Source organism: Rhodococcus sp. P4_F3_2 (assembly GCF_056401335.1).
The window spans coordinates 239,152-254,999 of record NZ_JBFUJN010000019.1 but is presented as its reverse complement, the minus strand read 5'-3'; the positions used below and the strand labels follow the sequence as shown (position 1 = coordinate 254,999).

General features: G+C 62.6%; 25 protein-coding genes and 1 tRNA gene. 23 read left to right on the top strand and 3 right to left on the bottom strand.

Annotated features, from left to right (window positions below; genetic code table 11):
- Positions 1-756: TPM domain-containing protein (locus tag AC1DWA_RS21250; RefSeq protein ID WP_477916987.1), on the bottom strand; the 756-nt coding region annotated here is incomplete at its 3' end.
- A 69-nt stretch (positions 757-825) separates the two neighbouring features.
- Here AC1DWA_RS21250 and AC1DWA_RS21245 point away from each other — a divergent pair.
- Together AC1DWA_RS21245 and AC1DWA_RS21240 are read left to right on the top strand one after the other, a co-directional pair.
- The gene (locus AC1DWA_RS21245) at positions 826-1,515 is read left to right on the top strand and encodes a YdcF family protein (protein WP_007731109.1); all 690 of its coding nucleotides are present in this window, start codon (positions 826-828) and stop codon (positions 1,513-1,515) included.
- Positions 1,516-1,520: 5 nt separating this feature from the next.
- Positions 1,521-2,819: a deoxyguanosinetriphosphate triphosphohydrolase gene (locus AC1DWA_RS21240; protein ID WP_477847002.1), complete on the top strand. Its 1,299-nt coding sequence runs from the start codon at positions 1,521-1,523 to the stop codon at positions 2,817-2,819.
- A 13-nt stretch (positions 2,820-2,832) separates the two neighbouring features.
- On the opposite strand, the gene AC1DWA_RS21235 is transcribed toward AC1DWA_RS21240, so the two are convergent.
- Positions 2,833-4,371 (bottom strand): serine/threonine-protein kinase, encoded by a 1,539-nt coding sequence (locus AC1DWA_RS21235; protein WP_477916985.1) that lies wholly within the window; start codon positions 4,369-4,371, stop codon positions 2,833-2,835.
- An 84-nt stretch (positions 4,372-4,455) separates the two neighbouring features.
- Here AC1DWA_RS21235 and dnaG point away from each other — a divergent pair, with 84 nt between their 5' ends.
- Entirely contained in the window at positions 4,456-6,408 is a 1,953-nt protein-coding gene (gene dnaG, locus AC1DWA_RS21230; protein ID WP_477916983.1) for a DNA primase, read from the top strand.
- Here the strand turns inward: dnaG and AC1DWA_RS21225 are convergent.
- Positions 6,313-6,564 (bottom strand): hypothetical protein, encoded by a 252-nt coding sequence (locus tag AC1DWA_RS21225; RefSeq protein ID WP_003941570.1) that lies wholly within the window; start codon positions 6,562-6,564, stop codon positions 6,313-6,315. The two genes, dnaG and AC1DWA_RS21225, sit on opposite strands and share 96 nt — an antisense overlap.
- 136 nt (positions 6,565-6,700) lie before the next feature.
- On the opposite strand from AC1DWA_RS21225, the gene AC1DWA_RS21220 reads away from it, so the two are divergent.
- The 20 genes from AC1DWA_RS21220 to AC1DWA_RS21125 all read left to right on the top strand — a co-directional run bounded on the left by AC1DWA_RS21220 (position 6,701) and on the right by AC1DWA_RS21125 (position 15,848).
- Positions 6,701-6,773: transfer RNA gene (locus AC1DWA_RS21220), tRNA-Asn, on the top strand.
- Between the two features lie 414 nt (positions 6,774-7,187).
- Positions 7,188-7,400 carry a helix-turn-helix domain-containing protein gene (locus tag AC1DWA_RS21215; protein WP_477846996.1) on the top strand — a complete coding sequence of 71 codons (213 nt, stop codon included), beginning with the start codon at positions 7,188-7,190 and terminating at the stop codon, positions 7,398-7,400.
- Complete coding sequence (locus tag AC1DWA_RS21210) at positions 7,397-7,630, top strand: hypothetical protein (RefSeq protein WP_477846994.1); 234 nt, start codon at positions 7,397-7,399, stop codon at positions 7,628-7,630. The genes AC1DWA_RS21215 and AC1DWA_RS21210 overlap by 4 nt, the downstream gene beginning before the upstream one ends.
- Before the next feature lie 165 nt (positions 7,631-7,795).
- On the top strand, positions 7,796-7,951 hold the full coding sequence (locus AC1DWA_RS21205) for a hypothetical protein (protein ID WP_477846993.1): 156 nt from the start codon (positions 7,796-7,798) through the stop codon (positions 7,949-7,951).
- Complete coding sequence (locus AC1DWA_RS21200) at positions 7,951-8,265, top strand: hypothetical protein (protein ID WP_477846992.1); 315 nt, start codon at positions 7,951-7,953, stop codon at positions 8,263-8,265. The genes AC1DWA_RS21205 and AC1DWA_RS21200 overlap by 1 nt, the downstream gene beginning before the upstream one ends.
- Positions 8,266-8,290: 25 nt before the next feature.
- Positions 8,291-8,653: a hypothetical protein gene (locus AC1DWA_RS21195; protein WP_477846991.1), complete on the top strand. Its 363-nt coding sequence runs from the start codon at positions 8,291-8,293 to the stop codon at positions 8,651-8,653.
- Positions 8,650-9,501, top strand: a complete 852-nt coding sequence (locus tag AC1DWA_RS21190; protein WP_477846990.1) for a DUF2303 family protein — start codon at positions 8,650-8,652, stop codon at positions 9,499-9,501. Before AC1DWA_RS21195 ends, AC1DWA_RS21190 begins: the two co-directional genes overlap by 4 nt.
- 142 nt (positions 9,502-9,643) lie before the next feature.
- Positions 9,644-10,528, top strand: coding sequence for a hypothetical protein (locus AC1DWA_RS21185; protein WP_477916981.1), 885 nt, complete (start codon positions 9,644-9,646; stop codon positions 10,526-10,528).
- Positions 10,529-10,544: 16 nt separating this feature from the next.
- Positions 10,545-11,162 carry a 3'-5' exonuclease family protein gene (locus AC1DWA_RS21180; RefSeq protein WP_477846988.1) on the top strand — a complete coding sequence of 206 codons (618 nt, stop codon included), beginning with the start codon at positions 10,545-10,547 and terminating at the stop codon, positions 11,160-11,162.
- Entirely contained in the window at positions 11,162-11,419 is a 258-nt protein-coding gene (locus tag AC1DWA_RS21175; protein ID WP_477846987.1) for a hypothetical protein, read from the top strand. Before AC1DWA_RS21180 ends, AC1DWA_RS21175 begins: the two co-directional genes overlap by 1 nt.
- The gene (locus tag AC1DWA_RS21170; RefSeq protein ID WP_477846986.1) at positions 11,416-11,688 is read left to right on the top strand and encodes a hypothetical protein; all 273 of its coding nucleotides are present in this window, start codon (positions 11,416-11,418) and stop codon (positions 11,686-11,688) included. Before AC1DWA_RS21175 ends, AC1DWA_RS21170 begins: the two co-directional genes overlap by 4 nt.
- A complete protein-coding gene (locus AC1DWA_RS21165; RefSeq protein ID WP_477846985.1) occupies positions 11,685-12,005 on the top strand; it encodes a hypothetical protein in 321 nt (106 codons plus the stop codon). Before AC1DWA_RS21170 ends, AC1DWA_RS21165 begins: the two co-directional genes overlap by 4 nt.
- Positions 11,957-12,424 (top strand): DUF4326 domain-containing protein, encoded by a 468-nt coding sequence (locus AC1DWA_RS21160; protein ID WP_477846984.1) that lies wholly within the window; start codon positions 11,957-11,959, stop codon positions 12,422-12,424. Before AC1DWA_RS21165 ends, AC1DWA_RS21160 begins: the two co-directional genes overlap by 49 nt.
- Complete coding sequence (locus tag AC1DWA_RS21155) at positions 12,421-12,696, top strand: hypothetical protein (RefSeq protein ID WP_477846983.1); 276 nt, start codon at positions 12,421-12,423, stop codon at positions 12,694-12,696. The genes AC1DWA_RS21160 and AC1DWA_RS21155 overlap by 4 nt, the downstream gene beginning before the upstream one ends.
- Positions 12,693-13,274: a hypothetical protein gene (locus tag AC1DWA_RS21150; protein ID WP_477846982.1), complete on the top strand. Its 582-nt coding sequence runs from the start codon at positions 12,693-12,695 to the stop codon at positions 13,272-13,274. Before AC1DWA_RS21155 ends, AC1DWA_RS21150 begins: the two co-directional genes overlap by 4 nt.
- On the top strand, positions 13,271-13,399 hold the full coding sequence (locus AC1DWA_RS21145; RefSeq protein ID WP_477846981.1) for a hypothetical protein: 129 nt from the start codon (positions 13,271-13,273) through the stop codon (positions 13,397-13,399). Before AC1DWA_RS21150 ends, AC1DWA_RS21145 begins: the two co-directional genes overlap by 4 nt.
- 202 nt (positions 13,400-13,601) lie before the next feature.
- On the top strand, positions 13,602-13,862 hold the full coding sequence (locus tag AC1DWA_RS21140) for a hypothetical protein (protein WP_477916980.1): 261 nt from the start codon (positions 13,602-13,604) through the stop codon (positions 13,860-13,862).
- Positions 13,859-14,125: a hypothetical protein gene (locus AC1DWA_RS21135; RefSeq protein WP_477846980.1), complete on the top strand. Its 267-nt coding sequence runs from the start codon at positions 13,859-13,861 to the stop codon at positions 14,123-14,125. Before AC1DWA_RS21140 ends, AC1DWA_RS21135 begins: the two co-directional genes overlap by 4 nt.
- Positions 14,125-14,598 (top strand): hypothetical protein, encoded by a 474-nt coding sequence (locus tag AC1DWA_RS21130; protein ID WP_477846979.1) that lies wholly within the window; start codon positions 14,125-14,127, stop codon positions 14,596-14,598. Before AC1DWA_RS21135 ends, AC1DWA_RS21130 begins: the two co-directional genes overlap by 1 nt.
- A gap of 158 nt (positions 14,599-14,756) precedes the next feature.
- Positions 14,757-15,848, top strand: a complete 1,092-nt coding sequence (locus AC1DWA_RS21125) for an HNH endonuclease (RefSeq protein ID WP_477846978.1) — start codon at positions 14,757-14,759, stop codon at positions 15,846-15,848.

The following is a 15,848-nucleotide window of genomic DNA, read 5'->3' as shown; positions in this document are numbered from 1 at the left end:
GACGAGGATCTCCTTCGCGCGTTCGTCGAGCGTCGGCAGCGGGAGTGCGTTGAGGCTGGCGATGTCGTCGGGGGAGATGTTCTTCGCGGCTTCGACGCTTGCCTTGTTCTTGTCGTTCTTGCGCTTACGTGAGTACAKGACCACACCGCCCGTCCCGACCACCACAGCGCCGCCCGCGATGAGGAGTGTTCCGACTCCCATTCCGCCGCTCGTGTTGTTCGCGTCGCCGAGTGCTCCAGCCGCGGCAATTGCCGCGCCGGTCCAATCATCCTCGGCGAGAGCTGGTTCCACCGCGTCGGAATTGATCGATTCGATGTCGGAATCGGTGATGTTGCTCAGCTCAGCGGGGACGTCGAGGTAGTAAGCACGCTCCGCCGTGGCAACTGCAAGCAGGACGGACTTGGTACTCAGCGTCGACTTCGTGGCTGTCTGCTGTGCCCACGCCTGGCCACCCAGGTTGTTGAAATCGGGGACGAACGCGACCCACAGATCGATCTGGTGGTCCTCGCTGAGTTGATCGATCGCGGCTTGTATGTCGCTGCGTTGCCCGGCGTCGAGAACCCCGGAGGTGTCGGTGATGTGATTCGGCAACACCATCGGGGCGTCTGCCGAGGCGAGCGCAGGACTGAAGACGAGCGCCAGCAAAGCGAAAATCGCAGCGACGGCGGCGGCGCTTCCCCGACGGCGAACGGGTCGGGTGATTGTCCGACTCTGCTCTACCGAGGACAACTGCGAGAAGTGTGGTGCGAGGGCCATGACGCAAATCTATCCGTTGTGGCGCGTCGGCATCGGAGGTGATCGCCGCGAACTGGCAGAATTGCGGGAGTGAAACCTGCTTTCGGTAACCGCCCCCACGACCCATCACCCTCACGGGCGGGCGGCTTCGGGGCAGGATTGGCTCGCTGGACGCGCCGACTGATCGCCGGTGCCGTGTTGATGGCCGTGGTTCTGGTCGGGGGTACTGCGTTCCGGGTGTGGCAGGTGGCGCGCATCGACGACACGCGGCCGGCCGACGCGATAGTTGTTCTGGGCGCGGCTCAGTATTCCGGCACTCCGTCATCCGTCTTCGAGGCCCGACTCGAGCAGGCGTACAAGCTGTACAAGCGCGGAGTGGCGCCGCAGATCATCACCGTCGGCGGTAAACAAGAAGGTGACGAGTACACCGAAGCGGCGTCGGGAAAGATGTATCTGACCGATCGCGGAATTCCGTCGAGTGCGATCACCGCAGTGGAGACCGGTTCGGACACACTTCTCAGTATCGACGCGGTGAGCGCCGAGATGTCCTCGCAGGGAATCAATTCCGCTGTCCTGGTCAGTGACCCGTGGCACTCCTTGCGAACGCGGACGATGGCCCGCGACACAGGACTCCAGGCGTGGACCGCACCTACTCGTCAGGGCCCGGCTGTCTTCACCCGCGAATCCCAGTTGCACGGAATCGCTCGCGAAACCGGCGCGCTGCTCTGGTATCAGCTCACGCACTTCTCCGCAGACTTCCCCTACACGGCAGGGCAATAGAGACCATGACAGCTCACACCACCTACGGAGGCGGCACCTACTCCGAACACGACCTCGAACGTAGTGTCGTCGAGGCGCCGAAGCGTGCGGGATTGCCGGGTTCGCAGATCGCAGCGGCGCAGCATCGTTCGGACTTCTCGCGAGATCGGGCGCGTGTCCAACACTCCGCGGCTTTGCGGCGCTTGGCCGACAAGACCCAGGTTGTCGGCCCGCGCGACGGTGACACACCTCGCACGCGGTTGACGCACTCGATGGAGGTCGCACAGATCGGGCGAGGGATCGCCGACGGACTCGGTTGCGATCCGGACCTGGTGGACCTCGCCGGTCTCGCGCACGACATCGGGCACCCGCCGTACGGTCACAACGGCGAGAAAGCCCTGGACGAAGTCGCCAAGGACTGCGGAGGTTTCGAGGGCAACGCGCAGAATCTGCGGATACTGACCAGCCTCGAACCCAAGATCCTGCGCCCCGACGGTCTGAGTGCCGGCCTCAATCTCACCAGGGCATCACTCGACGCAGCCATCAAGTACCCCTGGACCCGGCCGCAGCCCGGCGCGAAGTTCGGGGCATACGACGACGACGCAGAGGTGCTCGCCTGGGTTCGAGACGGGGCGCCCGAGCGTCGGCAATGCCTGGAAGCTCAGGTCATGGACTGGGCCGACGACATCGCGTATTCCGTGCACGACGTGGAGGACGGGGTGATCGCAGGCCGTATCGACCTTCGCTCGCTTGCCGATCCGTCCGAGCAGCGCGCACTGGCAGAACTGGGGGCCTCCGAGTTTCGGGGATTGGTAGTGGACGATCTGATCGACGCCGCTCAACGGTTGTCCGAACTCCCCGTCGTACGCGGGGTCGGAAGTTTCGACGGCACACTCGGAAGTTCCGTCGCGTTGAAGAATCTCACGAGTGAATTGGTGGGTCGCTTCGCTACCGCGGCGATCGCCAGCACCCGGCTGACACACGGTGACCGACCCCTCTCGCGGTATCAAGCCGACCTCGACATACCCGAGGCCGTCGCATCCGAGGTGGCGTTGCTCAAGACCGTGGCGCTGTACTACGTGATGTCCGACGCCGGACACAAGGCGCGTCAGGATCGGCAGCGTGATCGTGTCCACCGCGTCGCGGAATGGCTGCTGGCGACTGCGCCGGCCGGGCTCGATCCGATCCTGCTGCCCGCGTGGGAACGCGCCGCGGACGACGGTGCTCGGGTCCGGGTAGTGGTGGATCAGATCGCGTCGTACACGGAGAGTCGGCTGGAACGGGTGGACAAAGCGAGCCTGGGCGCGCAGGCCAGCTGGGGCTGAGCCGCTTACGCCTTCAGCAGGTCATCCGCGTCGACGGGTCGGTAGTGGTATCGAGCCACTTGCCGTAAGCGTCGCCGCCTGCTGCGCGAACGTCCTTGCAGATCTTCGACTCGGTGTTCCCGGATTCGCGATACACCGTGTAGATCGCCGTCCCCGAATCGGAGACTTGACGCAGTGACGGGCAGGACTGGTCTGTGCGTAGGTATTTCGAGCCGGGGAACGCGTCGAGGTAGTTCTGGATCTCGCTGGCGTACGTTGCCGGATCGGTGGCATTGGCCAACACCACGATTCCGGTTCCTTTGCACGAGGGGACGGTGATCGGCTTGCTGACCCCGAGGTCGCCATTTCTCGCGGACGGGTTCGACGCCCGGGTGGTCGTGGTCGCCTGCAGTCCGGCGGTGGGTAGCGGCTCGAGCTTCGGCGTTCTGGCCGGCTCCTGGGTGGGTGCCGGTGCCGACGTGGCGATGGAAGCTGCTGCAGTGGTGGGTGATTCGGGTCCCGAGTTCTCCCGCATCACCCAGGCCGCCGTGCCTCCTGCGGCCAGAACGAGTGCAACTCCAGCCGCACCGATCGCGATCGGGGCTCGGTTTCGCTTGGTCTTTGTCGCGATGTGCGTGTAGTTCCCGTGAGCGGGATTCGCCGTGGTGTAGATGGGCGGCGCGACGATCGTGGGGTGCAATTTGCCGGCGGCACCGGGGGTGTCGGTCGTCGAGAGGGCCTGCCGCGCTTGGAGTGCGAGCGCTCCCGTAGTCGGATAGCGGTGTGCGGGATCCTTTGCCATGCCGCGAGCCACGATGGCGTCAAAACCTTGCGGGAGCGATGGAACCGTCAGCGTGGGGCGTCGCGGCGGAGCGTTCAGGTGCGAATTGACCAGATGCTCGATGCTTGTGGTGTTGAAAGGTGTTGTTCCGGTGAGTGATTGGTAGAGGACACAAGCCAGGGAATAGACATCCGCTGCGGCCGTCGGCGTTTCGATTCCGAACCGCTCCGGCGCCATGTACGCATAGGAACCGACTGCGCTTCCCTCGGTGGTGATCTTCGTGTCCGTCTGTGAGTATGCGATTCCGAAGTCGACGAGGTAGGCGAAGCCGTTGTTCGTGAGAATGATGTTGTCTGGTTTGACGTCGCGATGGATGAGCCCGCGGGCATGTGCGGCGTCCAACGCCGAGGCGATTTGCGAGACGATGTCGACGGCTCGTACAGGCGTGAGTCGGCCGAATTCGGCCAACTCGGCGCGCAACGTATGACCTTCGACCAAACGCATGTCGATGAAGAGGACTCCGTCGATCTCGCCCCAGTCGTGCACCGGGATCACGTGCGGTTCGTTCAAGGCGGCGGTGGTGCGAGATTCTCGGCGGAAACGAGCTTGGAATGACGGGTCGGCCGCAAGTTCGCGATGGAGCAACTTGAGTGCGACCAGGCGATCCTTCGAGGTGTCGTACGCCTCGTACACTTCACCCATTCCGCCTCGGCCGAGGAGGCGACGCAACTCGTACACGCCGAATCGGGTTCCTGATCGCCCTTCGTGCGAGCTTGAGGCGTTTTCAGTCATCGTCGGTCCCATCGCTGCGGTGCAGAGTCGGCCATCAACATATCGTTGTCAGGAGGTGCCGGGGGACCGCCTAGACTGATGTACGTGGCGGGCCGAATTTCTGACAGAGACATCGCGGCCATTCGCGAACGCACTCGCATCGAGGACATCGTCGGTGAATACGTTTCACTCAAGCGTGCCGGTGGCGATTCGATCAAAGGTCTGTGTCCCTTTCACGACGAGAAGTCGCCGTCGTTCCACGTGCGACCCAACCACGGCCTCTACCACTGCTTTGGCTGCGGTGAGGGCGGGGACGTGTACTCGTTCCTGCAGAAGATGGATCACATCAGCTTTGTCGAGGCTGTCGAGCAGTTGGCGGATCGGCTCAGCTACACGATTTCGTACGAGGGTGGTGGGCCGTCCGTTCAGCGCGATCGCGGCACTCGTGCACGCTTGATCGCGGCAAACGCGGCGGCTCAGGAGTTCTACGCCGCTCGTCTGCGCGAACCCGATGCCCAGGCGGCTCGCGACTACCTCACCGAGAGAAACTTCGACGGTGCCGCAGCACTGCAGTTCGGGTGTGGATACGCGCCCGAAGGTTGGGACACTCTCACAAAACACTTGATGTCCAAGGGCTTCGAATTCAAGGAACTCGAAGCAGCCGGGCTGTCCAAAGAGGGGCGACGAGGTCCGATCGACCGGTTCCATCGCCGTCTTCTGTGGCCGATCCGCAGCGTCGCCGGTGACGTCATCGGCTTCGGTGCCCGCAAGCTTTTCGACGACGACACCATGCCGGGTAAGTACGTCAACACGCCGGAAACGATCCTCTACAAGAAGTCTCAGGTCCTGTTCGGCTTGGACCTCGCCAAGCGCGACATCGCCAAGGGGCACCAGGCGGTAGTCGTCGAGGGCTACACCGACGTCATGGCGATGCACTTGGCCGGCGTCAAGACCGCCGTCGCTTCGTGTGGAACCGCCTTCGGTGAGGAGCACCTCGCGATGCTCCGCCGACTCCTGATGGACGACAGCTACTTTCGCGGTGAGATCATCTACACCTTCGACGGTGATGCCGCAGGGCAGGCCGCTGCGATGAAGGCGTTCGAGGGTGATCAGAAGATGGCCGGGCAGACGTTCGTCGCCGTCGCGCCCGACGGAATGGACCCGTGCGATCTGCGTCTGAAGTCTGGTGACGCCGCCGTTCGCGACCTCGTGGCACGGCGCACTCCGATGTTCGAGTTCGTGGTGAAGTCCATCCTCACCGAACACGATCTGGAGACCGCTGAAGGTCGCGTCGAGGCACTGCGTCGTACCGTCCCCGTCGTTGCGCAGATCAAGGAATCAACTCTGCGCGACAGCTACGCGAATCTGTTGTGCGGATGGGTCGGTTGGGACGATCTTCCGTCGGTTCGACGACGCGTGCGTGACGAAGCTCGCAAACGGGCGTCGACGCGCGGATCTTCACCGGCGCCCAAGCGTCGTCAGGTTGTCGAGGCACCTGCCGCCGATGCGCTTGCGCTGCCGATCGGAATCTCCAGGCCCCGGCCCAACGATCCGGCGCTCTCGACGCAGCGAGCTGTCCTCAAGGCCGCATTGCAGCACCCTGGCATCGCCGGCAGTGTCTTCGACTCGTTGCCTCCCGAGACATTCACCCACCCCGCCTACATTGTCATCAGACAGGCAATGGCTGACGCCGGTGGAACGAGCAAGGGGCTCGGTGGCGCCGAGTGGATCGAAGTCGTCACCAAGGGCGTCGAGGACATGACGGTGGCCTCGGTTGTATCTGAGCTGGCCGTCGAACCGATGCCGTGCGACGAAGACACGGTTCCGCGCTACATCAACGGAGTGCTCGCACGACTGCAGGAAGCGTGGGTGGGCGAGCAGGTTGCCGACCTCAAATCCAAGCTTCAACGCGTTTCACCTGCTGCGGGCGTGAGCAGGCTGTCGGCGACCAAAGCGTCTGACCTAGCGGTTTTTCTTCAACTGGTCGTGGGGGACCAGAATCGTGGTCTCCTCGTTGATCGGCTTCATCGGCTCGAGCTTGGGCTGAGTACTCAGTGAGTCGGCCAGCTTCTGCCGTGACGCGTCCAACACCTTCTTTGTGGCCGGACTAGTGGCCACCGCCTTCGCGGCCCGGCTGATCTGCTCGTATCGTGCGCGGCCCGCTTTGGTTCCCAGGACGTACCCAGCTGCAACACCGATCAACAAACGCATCATTCCTGCTTCCCTCCAGCACCGATCGTCCTGACTCCATCCTGCCTGATGACTCGCTGGGCAGGCGATTTGGTACTTCGGTGGAGGATTCGCTACAGTTTCTCAGGCAACGCCGGAACGGGCGAAGCGAGCAAGACAATCCCCTGTAGCTCAATTGGCAGAGCTTCCGACTGTTAATCGGACGGTTGCTGGTTCGAGTCCAGCCGGGGGAGCGTAGAACCCCCATTCGGATCTGTATCCGGGTGGGGGTTTTTGCCGTCTATAAGCCATCTTGACGAGACACCGCACATGACCGCGATCTCATTCAGAAACAGTTTCTTGGGCGGCTGCCCAATATCGCGGCACCAGCGGCTGATAGTTCCGCGGCTGACCTCGAAGCGCTCTTCCAAGTCGACGCTCTTCACGTCGCCAAAGTCCATGGCCAATTTGATGCGCCATCCAAGGGTCACCGGGGGCACGTTGAGTGCGAATGTCTGCTCGCTCATGAAGTCATTATGTGGCAGATGTCGGACATGCGTCAAGACCACTTCCTGTAACTCCAGCCACTTCCGTGCATCCGGCGCAAACTAGATATCGCACGGATGTAACTACTTGCATGTGATGCTGCAATGCATCATAGTTATCGCATGACCGACAGTGACATTCTGACGAGCCCAGAGGCTGGTCTGATCCTGAAGAAGTCAGCGCGCACGGTTCAGCGCCTGGCGGATCGGGGTGAACTCGAGTACGTACGAAAGCTGCCGGGGCCGAACGGGGCGTACATCTTCACTCGCGGTGCAATCGAGAGGGCTGCGAAGGATCCAGCCTTGTCGAGTTCATCCCGAAATGACTCGTTGTGAGCGCGCCGTACGCCGAGTGCGATCTCGACGCCATCGTCGCCGGTGTGCAGCGGCAGTCGCTGCAGTACACAACTCTGCAGCTGATGGCGCTCACAGGCGAATGTGTCATCGAGGCCTTCGCCCTGACCTTGGGCCTACTGAATCCGTCCCCAGTCGCCGCCCCCTCATCGGCAGGCGCGGGGATATCGGCGGCGAGCGAAGGTCACCCCACCCCGCTCGCCGCCACCTGATCCCCGGCGACATCACGGCACCCGTTTGTAAGACCGTTCCCGGCCCCGACGGTCGGACGCTGCTGGTGTCGCCGGTTCAACCGCCCCAGAGATAGCGAAAGCGGGCCAACCCTTGCCCGGTGTGGCCCGCCATCTCACTGAATCCCCGAAAGGATCTTCTCCCCAATGAGTAAAGCCACTGTAACCCAGCACCGCCGCTCCCGTCACCGCCGCAACCCTGACAGCTTGGGTTGGTCTGGCTGGTTCACTCTCGCCTCGCTTGGCTGCACCTTCGGTGCAATCGGGTGGGCCGCGTACGGGTTCCCCGTTCTGGAGTTGTGATGGCCGCGCAGTGCAAGAAGTGCAAGTCGGAAATCACGTGGGCGAAATCGATGACCCGCCAGGGTGGCTGGATTCCGCTCGACATCTACCCCGATGCACGCGGAACCGTGATCAAGCGGTTCGAGCGCGAGCAGGGCAGGGAAGTGGTCTACGGCCAGGTACTCACCGGCACCGAGCTGTACGCAGCCCTCGCGGACAACGCGAAGCTCTACGTTCGTCACTCCGAAACCTGCACTGCGCGAAGGCCCTTCAATCCCCGCCCGCAACACCTCAATCTCGATCTGCCTCTACCTCGACGCAGCAGATTCCGTTAACCCCTGCCCAACAAAGGAGATCCCCGTGAGCGAACCGTCCGCCGATCACGAACCCACCGACTTCGGTGTGTTCATCACTGAACTCAACCGCGGAGCTGTCTGTAACGAACTCACCGCAGCACTCAACGAAGTTGTCCGCGGTGTCGAACACACCGGCCGGATGGGAAAGATCACCCTCACTCTGAAGGTGTACCGCCCCAAAAACAACGAACAGGTTATCCAGATCGCGGACGACGTGAAGGTCACCGTCCCCGCCTTCGACCGCAAGGAATCGTTCTGGTTCACCGACGGCAACGGCGGACTCACCCGCGACGACCCGAATCAGACTGCGCTGCAGTTCAACAACGTCGCTGCACTCAACCACAACCCGAAGGACCGACTGTCATGACACGAAACGCACCCGTCGATATCTACAACACCGAATCCGCTGCCGTTGCGGACCTTGCCTTCGTTGCTGTCGAGCGCGCACAGCCTGTCGTTCCGGACAGCACGGCCGTCCAGTCGTTCGTCCTGCGTGACGGCGAAACTCGTCACACGGATTCGTACGAGAAGTTCCTGCCGAACCCGCGCCGCGCTCGCGGCCTCACCCAGGTCACTGATCTCGGTTCGTTCATCAACCTGGTCGGCCGTGCTGTCCCGGCCTACGCCGACACGGTGATCTTTGCGGACGTGAACCGCTCCACCGTGACCGCCGTCCTCAACGAGACCGGGTGGCGCGATCATCGAATCCAGCTCGTGCTCACCAAGACCCCGGAATGGCTGCACTGGAGCGACCTCGACGAGAAGCTCGTCGGGCAGCTGGCCTTCGCCGAACACATCGAAGACGGCCTGTCCGCGATCGTCAGTCCGCCGGCCGCTGATCTGCTCGAGATAGCTCAATCCTTCCAGGCGACACGCACAGTGAAGTTCGAGTCCGGGCGTCGCCTGGCCAACGGGGACGTGAATTTCGTCTACACCGAAGAGACGGGAGCAACGGCGGGCGAGAAGGGCCAGCTCGCAATCCCGGAGATCTTTAACCTGGGGTTGGCAGTGTTCAAGGGCAGTGAGATTCTGGCAATCTCCGCTCGGCTGCGCCACCGAGCCGCGCAGGAAGGCCTGAAGATCGGGTACAAGCTCGACCGCCCGGACGAGTTCGTAGAGCGGGCATTCAACAGCGTCGTCACCGCACTCGCGGAACGCTTCGAGAGCATCGTCGTCGCCAGCGGGCCAGCCCCCGCCGAGATCAACGCAATCTGATCCATCGCTTCATCTCTGGTGKGCCCGCAGACCCTCTCCGTCTGCGGGCACACCGTCACACCTTCCACGCTTGTAACCGCTGCCCCGGGAGCAAACCAGTGAGCAACAACAACATCCGCACCCACCGAAACGAGGAATCTGCATGATCCTCGAACGCGGATACGACTTACCCAGTGACAGCTTCACCATCGTCCCGAACCAATGGATGCGCGACACGCGTCTCTCCCGCCGCGCTCGCGGCCTCCTCGTAGAGCTGATGGGCCACCGCGCCGGATGGCAAACCTCGATCGAGCACCTCGCCAAGACCGGACCCGAAGGCCCCGCCGCACTCAAAGCTGGACTGAGCGAACTCGAAGAGTCCGGCTACCTCGTCCGTGAATGGACCCGCGATGCACGCGGACGACGCAGCGGAACGAAGTACATGATCGTCGATCCTGCCAAGGCAGAAGTATCGGCAGACGTTGAATCTGCTGAAACACCCAGTACAACACCATCAGTCGAAAATCGACTCATGGAGGATTCACCATCAGTCGATTTKCCACCGATGGATTTACCACCGGTGGCAAATCGAAGTACTAAGAAGAACACTCTTAAAGAAGACCACCTTCAGGAAGAAGAAAAAGAAAAAACTGCTGCGGCTGCGGTTGTAGACGTAACTCACCACCGCGCACCCGCGAGCGAGCCGCCGCAGCCGATCCACGATCTCGAAACTGCAATCCGCGCAGCCAACCTCAGCGCCCGGTTCGACAAACTCAGCGCCACCGAGATTGCGACTATCGAAACGCTGATCCTCACCTACGGCATCCCTGCGCTCGTCGCCTCCGCTCGAAGCCAGCACCGCGCCGACAACCCAGCCGGATTCGCAAAGGCATGGATCGGAACCTGGCTGGCGCTTCCGCCCCGCCAGATCGATTCTCCCGCCCGAAAAGCCGAATGTGATGACTGCATCCAGGGATGGCTGCCCGAAGACCTCCACGGCCCGCCAGCTGCTTGCCCCACCTGCCGCCCGAACCTCGCCCGCCGATAACCGAAGGACACCCCCAATGAGTGCCATCGTTTTCCTCGACACCGAAACCACCGGACTCCACCCCCACACCCGCCGCCCCTGGGAAATCGCCATGATCCGCCGCGCACCAGGATGCGAAGACGCCCGCCTGCTCATCCAGATCGTCGACGTCGACCTCTCCCATGCCGACAAAAGCGCACTCGACATCGGACGCTTCCGCGAACGACACAACTCACACGTCGCGGCGAGCTTTGGCTACCTACCGGAATCAGTCGCAGCACGACAGGTCGAGGCCTTCACCGCCGACGCGCAGCTCGCCGGAGTCAACATCAACTTCGACGAGGTAACCCTCGACGCGATGCTCCGACGCCACGGACTCATGCCCCGCTGGGACTACCACCTCATCGACCTGCCATCGATGGCACTCGGCTGGCTCCACGGACGCGCCCACGAATCCGGGCTCTTCGACTTCCGTGAGGCTGCACAACTTCCGTACCGGTCGTACGAACTGTCGTCGAGTTGCGACGTCGAACCGCCCAGCGAAGACGAGCGGCATACCGCGATGGGCGATGCCGACTGGGTAATGCGTTGGCACGACGCGCTGACCTACAGGCCCTTCGATGCCGGCAAGCCTTTCAGCCTCGGTCGCGGCTGATGACCACCTACGCGACTCCCGACCGCGACGGCTCCGACGTCCACGTCATCGCCGCCAACGGCTGGCTCCGCTGCCTCGACTGCTCAATCAGCCCGGAGCAGTCCACCAAACAGGCCTACGTCACCCCCACCACCGACATCCCGGCGATGCTCGACCACCTCGACATCCACACACTCGCCGGCCACCACATCCCACCCCAAACATTCATCCAGCTCCGCCGCGACCATTCCGACCAATTCGAGAAGGGCCCCCGATGACTGCCGCCCGCGCAATTCGAGGCACCACCGCGCCCGTGATCGCCGGACAGCTATGGCGAGATGCTCGCGAGGTTCACGTGCGCACGCTCCGCGTCGACAACGTCGCAGTGGACAAGTGGGGCAAGACGATGGTCACCTGCACCGTCATTCGCCAGCAGGACGGTGATCGAGTCACCGAACCAATGCGCGAAACGACCATGACCGTGGAACGGCTCGCCAGCAGAGCATTCGTCCTTCTCGACCAGACCGCGGGCGGTGACAGCGAATGACCGCCGCCCTGTTCGACGTCGACGGCCTTCGCCACCCGGACACCTACCCGGAACCGCGGACCGACGACGAGAAGCTGCTCGACAACCACCGCCGCATCTGCCAATCCGTACACCCGGGCGACCTCGCCCCGCGGTTCCTCGGACGGCTCGTCTGGGTCCGCTGCTGGGCCACCCTCACCGGCGTCACCTCACAACCCAACCAGTACGGCGACATCCGCTACACCCTCCACGCCACCGGCGCCGACGGCCAACACATCCGCAGCTCGGGATGGATGCCGAACAACCTGATCGCCGTCAAACGAAACGAGGAAAAGTGAGCGCACCGAAACGAATTCAGCGTCGGCGGACTCGCGGCTGGACGATGCCGGAAGGTGCGGTCTACGTCGGTCGAGGGTCCGGATTCGGCAACCCGTACACCATCGGTGAGACACAAATCCGGATACCCGCCATCGATGGAAGCGAATGGGAACACGAGGGTCGCAGCGGGAAGAGCACCGGAGCTGACGAAGCCTTCCATCACCCAGACGGTTCGATCACCTGGCACCGGATCGAACTCGCCACCCGCGAACAGGTCATCGAGATCTACCGCAAACGTCTCGCGTCGCCGTACATGCGCGGCCACGTTTACGACATCCGTGACCACTTGGCCGGCAAAGACCTCGCCTGCTGGTGCCCGCTCGACCAACCCTGCCACGCCGACGTCCTCCTCGAGATAGCGAACGGAGAGCAGCAGTGAAGCCATCCGAACTCCCCGCCACACAGAGATGCAAGTCCTGCCGCGCCGAAATCGTCTGGGCGAAAACAGTTGCCAAAGGTGACGCGCTGATGCCCGTCAATCCCACACCCACGGCAAGCGGCAACCTCGCACTCCACGAACAAACCGGCAACCTCTACGCCGCCGTCGTCACCGGCACGAAACGAACCGCCATGGCAGAGGCCGGATACCCGCTCTACCAATCCCACTTCGTCGACTGCCCCCACGCCAAAGAATGGAGACGAAACCCATGACGTACCAGACCGTCGCAGAATCCGATGCCGCAGAAGAACGCCGGCGACGCCGCGAAGAAGCCCGTGAGAATCGCGAACCGGTGAGCAGTGAAGAGTCCGGTTCCGAACACAAAAATGAGGTGGGTGATTCGACCACCGACGAAGTGACAGTCGATACGACAGCCAGGATCCCGGTGTGGCCGAATCCGTTGCTCACGGGGGAGGGCCCACAGCCGCCGGCCGCGTTGAAAGACCCCAGCTGGCGTGAGCGACTCGACATGCGCGGACGCGGACAAGACCTGGAATCCATCCTCACCGAATCCCCGAAGCCAACAGCGTTCACCCTCGTCGGCGAACTACCAACCGGACCCACACGTGAACCCCAAACACCAAGAGTGCGAATGGAACTCATCGAGTTCGCCAAACGGAACATCGGTAAGTGGATCAAGTACTCGCCGTCGAAAGACGACCCGTTCAAATCCGTCGACACCCTCGGAGGCAAAGTCCGAAAAGGCCAAGGCGGATTCGGCCCTCACTTCGAAGCCGCAGTCCGCAGCAAGCAGCTATACATCCGGTACGTGGGGGAGCAGTCCGAATGACCGCCACCGACGTCCTCGCGCTCGGCTCTGCCCTCGCACTCACCTTCGCCGCAGCCGCATTCGTCGCTTTCCGGATCTCCGCCTGGATCGCCACGACACTCGCACAGACAGGAATCGCACGATGAACCTGCGACCGAAAATCGAAACCTCAGCCACTTTCGCCAAGCGCGGCAACCTCACACTCGCTGATCTACAAGCATTCCTTGACGGAACTGTCTCGTGGCCACGAGACACCGAACTGTCGATTACTCATCGCGAGAGCGGTATGCGATCAGGTGGCGCGCCTGAGATTACGATCACGGCGATTCTCCCGCGAGCAGTCAACTGATGCCGTGGCGCGCGCGGTCATGCCGCCAACGAGACGAAATCCTCGCCACCAACGCCAAGGAACCAGCGTGGGGGAAGGTCGAAGCCTCGACCGATCGCGAAGGCGAATTCCGCGACCTCATCTGCACAACGGTCTGGGGGCTGCGCGACCAAGGGCCAAACGGAACCGACGTCCACGTACTCAAAGACATCAAACACCCAGGCTCTGCCGGCCACAGCGACCGCAAACAGTGTGAACACTTCGAATGGATGCCCCGATGAAAACGAGAATCGTAAGTTTGCTGCGCAGGACCGCCAACAAGCTGGCGGGAGACAAGCAGTACTCCGGTTCGATCACACTCGCCCCGAAGTCGAAGTCCGGCGACCTCGATGCCCGCGTCATCGTTGAGTACAACGACGCAGTAGATGCCGTGTCGGTTCTCAGTATCCTCGGTAAACCTCAGTGGCTCTTGCCGATTGCTCGCACCCTCGGTGTCAGACCGGCAGGGACCGAGTACATCGAGGACGAAGGCGAGGACTACTGATGGACATCGACGACCAGAAGCCCAAGTCACTATCCACCGTTGGTCAAGCGCACCTACGCAATCCCAACCATTGTGGAGTCGGATCGTGCGACAAGACGCTCCTCCACGACGGGATCCACCGTTGCCGTTGCGGAAAGCCAGTCGACGAGCCTGCCCCGCACTGCCGATGGCACAAAGCGCCTGAGCCTGAGACAGGTCTCAGCGGAATTCCGATTACGTCGAATAGTCGCGGATTCCACGTCTATGGCGACAGTGTCTCGACGGACTACGGCGCAGAGGTTCGGGTGTACGAGTCGTCTGCTGCGAGTGGGCCGCACGTCTGGATGAGCATGACCCCCGGCTCAGTCCAGCCCGGCAAAGACGGAGCGGTGGCAGCTCACATGGATGCGAATCAGACCCGCGCTGTGATCGCACGACTGCAGGCGTGGCTTGACGAGATTCCAACGCGGTGGGCGTCATCGACGGATGGATGACGATCTCGTTGAGCTCGAGGTCCAACGCGATCCCCGCAAGTTCCCCTGCGTGTATTGCGGGCACTTCGTTTACTCGCACGTAGTCGGCCCCGCCGGACCATATTGCTGGACGGCGGGGTGCGACTGCACACCAAACAAGACAAGGAGTCACGAGTAACGTGCCGTTCTTTCAGGTCGACGACCAGCTGCCCGTCAACAAGAAGCCACGCAAGCTCACCGCGATGGCAGCGTCCGGTGATCCGATGGGTGTTGCAGCAATCGGATTGTGGACACTCGCCGGAGCGGATTCGCAAGCATCGATGTCCGAAGGCCGCGTAGCGCGTACCGACATCCTTCGAATCATTCTGAACCCATCTCTCGCCGACCAGCTCGCCCACCTTCTGGTGGACGCAGGGCTCTGGCACACGCGCGGCCACAAGTGTGGCCGCTGCGGACCGGTCGCAGCAGGGTCATGGTTGTTCCACGACTGGAGTCAATTCGGCTACGGCACCGCCGAACAGATCAAAACCAAGCGCGCGAAATCGAAGGAACTTAAAGAGCCGGCCATCGTCGCCGCGGTGTGGGCACGGGACTGCATCGACCCGACGAAACCAACCGTCGCGGCATGCCGATACTGCGGAACAGAAGTCCGCCGGCACGACAGGAAATCGCCGGTCCGACCGCACCTCGACCACGTTGATCCGAACCTCGCCGCCGGCGCAGCCAACATCGTCGTTGCCTGCGAAATCTGCAATCGACACAAGGCGAACCGCCGCCCCGAAGAAGCTGAAATGGTGTTGCAACCAGCACCGATCCGCAATCGCGGCAAAGCCGCCGTCTCGCCATCTGCCGCAGGGACGAACAAGTCAGATCAAACCCCAAATCAGTTGGGGCGGATCACAGATAAATCAAACGCCGAAAGTGTGCTCGTGCGCGCGGACGGGCGCGCACGCGCGGGCAGGGCAGGGGCAGGGCAGGGGCAGGGTCACGAAATAGGGTCACGCCCAGACTCCACCACCGACCGACCCTCAGCCGCCCGCCCGCGCCGCCGACGACAACGTCGACGCGGAGGAACCCGCACCGCCCCAGATGAAGCCACCGAACGAGGAACCGAAGCAGGACCAGCCCCACTTGTACCCGTCCCCGGGAAGTTCGGATCCGCCTACTACGGATGGTCCGGCCCACCTTCACCCGTCGCGGATGAATCCACCTGTTCTCAGCACGGGCTCGACGAACCATGCCCCCGCTGCTTTCCATCCTCAGGGAGCTAA

What these genes read in the sequence shown, in the direction of transcription:
- AC1DWA_RS21240 (WP_477847002.1), top strand. Translation starts at nt 1,521, where the DNA reads ATGACAGCTCACACCACCTACGGAGGCGGCACCTACTCCGAACACGAC.
- AC1DWA_RS21235 (WP_477916985.1), bottom strand. Translation starts at nt 4,371, where the DNA reads ATGACTGAAAACGCCTCAAGCTCGCACGAAGGGCGATCAGGAACCCGA.
- AC1DWA_RS21225 (WP_003941570.1), bottom strand. Translation starts at nt 6,564, where the DNA reads ATGATGCGTTTGTTGATCGGTGTTGCAGCTGGGTACGTCCTGGGAACC.
- AC1DWA_RS21215 (WP_477846996.1), top strand. Translation starts at nt 7,188, where the DNA reads ATGACCGACAGTGACATTCTGACGAGCCCAGAGGCTGGTCTGATCCTG.
- AC1DWA_RS21205 (WP_477846993.1), top strand. Translation starts at nt 7,796, where the DNA reads ATGAGTAAAGCCACTGTAACCCAGCACCGCCGCTCCCGTCACCGCCGC.
- AC1DWA_RS21200 (WP_477846992.1), top strand. Translation starts at nt 7,951, where the DNA reads ATGGCCGCGCAGTGCAAGAAGTGCAAGTCGGAAATCACGTGGGCGAAA.
- AC1DWA_RS21190 (WP_477846990.1), top strand. Translation starts at nt 8,650, where the DNA reads ATGACACGAAACGCACCCGTCGATATCTACAACACCGAATCCGCTGCC.
- AC1DWA_RS21180 (WP_477846988.1), top strand. Translation starts at nt 10,545, where the DNA reads ATGAGTGCCATCGTTTTCCTCGACACCGAAACCACCGGACTCCACCCC.
- AC1DWA_RS21175 (WP_477846987.1), top strand. Translation starts at nt 11,162, where the DNA reads ATGACCACCTACGCGACTCCCGACCGCGACGGCTCCGACGTCCACGTC.
- AC1DWA_RS21170 (WP_477846986.1), top strand. Translation starts at nt 11,416, where the DNA reads ATGACTGCCGCCCGCGCAATTCGAGGCACCACCGCGCCCGTGATCGCC.
- AC1DWA_RS21165 (WP_477846985.1), top strand. Translation starts at nt 11,685, where the DNA reads ATGACCGCCGCCCTGTTCGACGTCGACGGCCTTCGCCACCCGGACACC.
- AC1DWA_RS21160 (WP_477846984.1), top strand. Translation starts at nt 11,957, where the DNA reads ATGGATGCCGAACAACCTGATCGCCGTCAAACGAAACGAGGAAAAGTG.
- AC1DWA_RS21150 (WP_477846982.1), top strand. Translation starts at nt 12,693, where the DNA reads ATGACGTACCAGACCGTCGCAGAATCCGATGCCGCAGAAGAACGCCGG.
- AC1DWA_RS21145 (WP_477846981.1), top strand. Translation starts at nt 13,271, where the DNA reads ATGACCGCCACCGACGTCCTCGCGCTCGGCTCTGCCCTCGCACTCACC.
- AC1DWA_RS21140 (WP_477916980.1), top strand. Translation starts at nt 13,602, where the DNA reads ATGCCGTGGCGCGCGCGGTCATGCCGCCAACGAGACGAAATCCTCGCC.
- AC1DWA_RS21135 (WP_477846980.1), top strand. Translation starts at nt 13,859, where the DNA reads ATGAAAACGAGAATCGTAAGTTTGCTGCGCAGGACCGCCAACAAGCTG.
- AC1DWA_RS21130 (WP_477846979.1), top strand. Translation starts at nt 14,125, where the DNA reads ATGGACATCGACGACCAGAAGCCCAAGTCACTATCCACCGTTGGTCAA.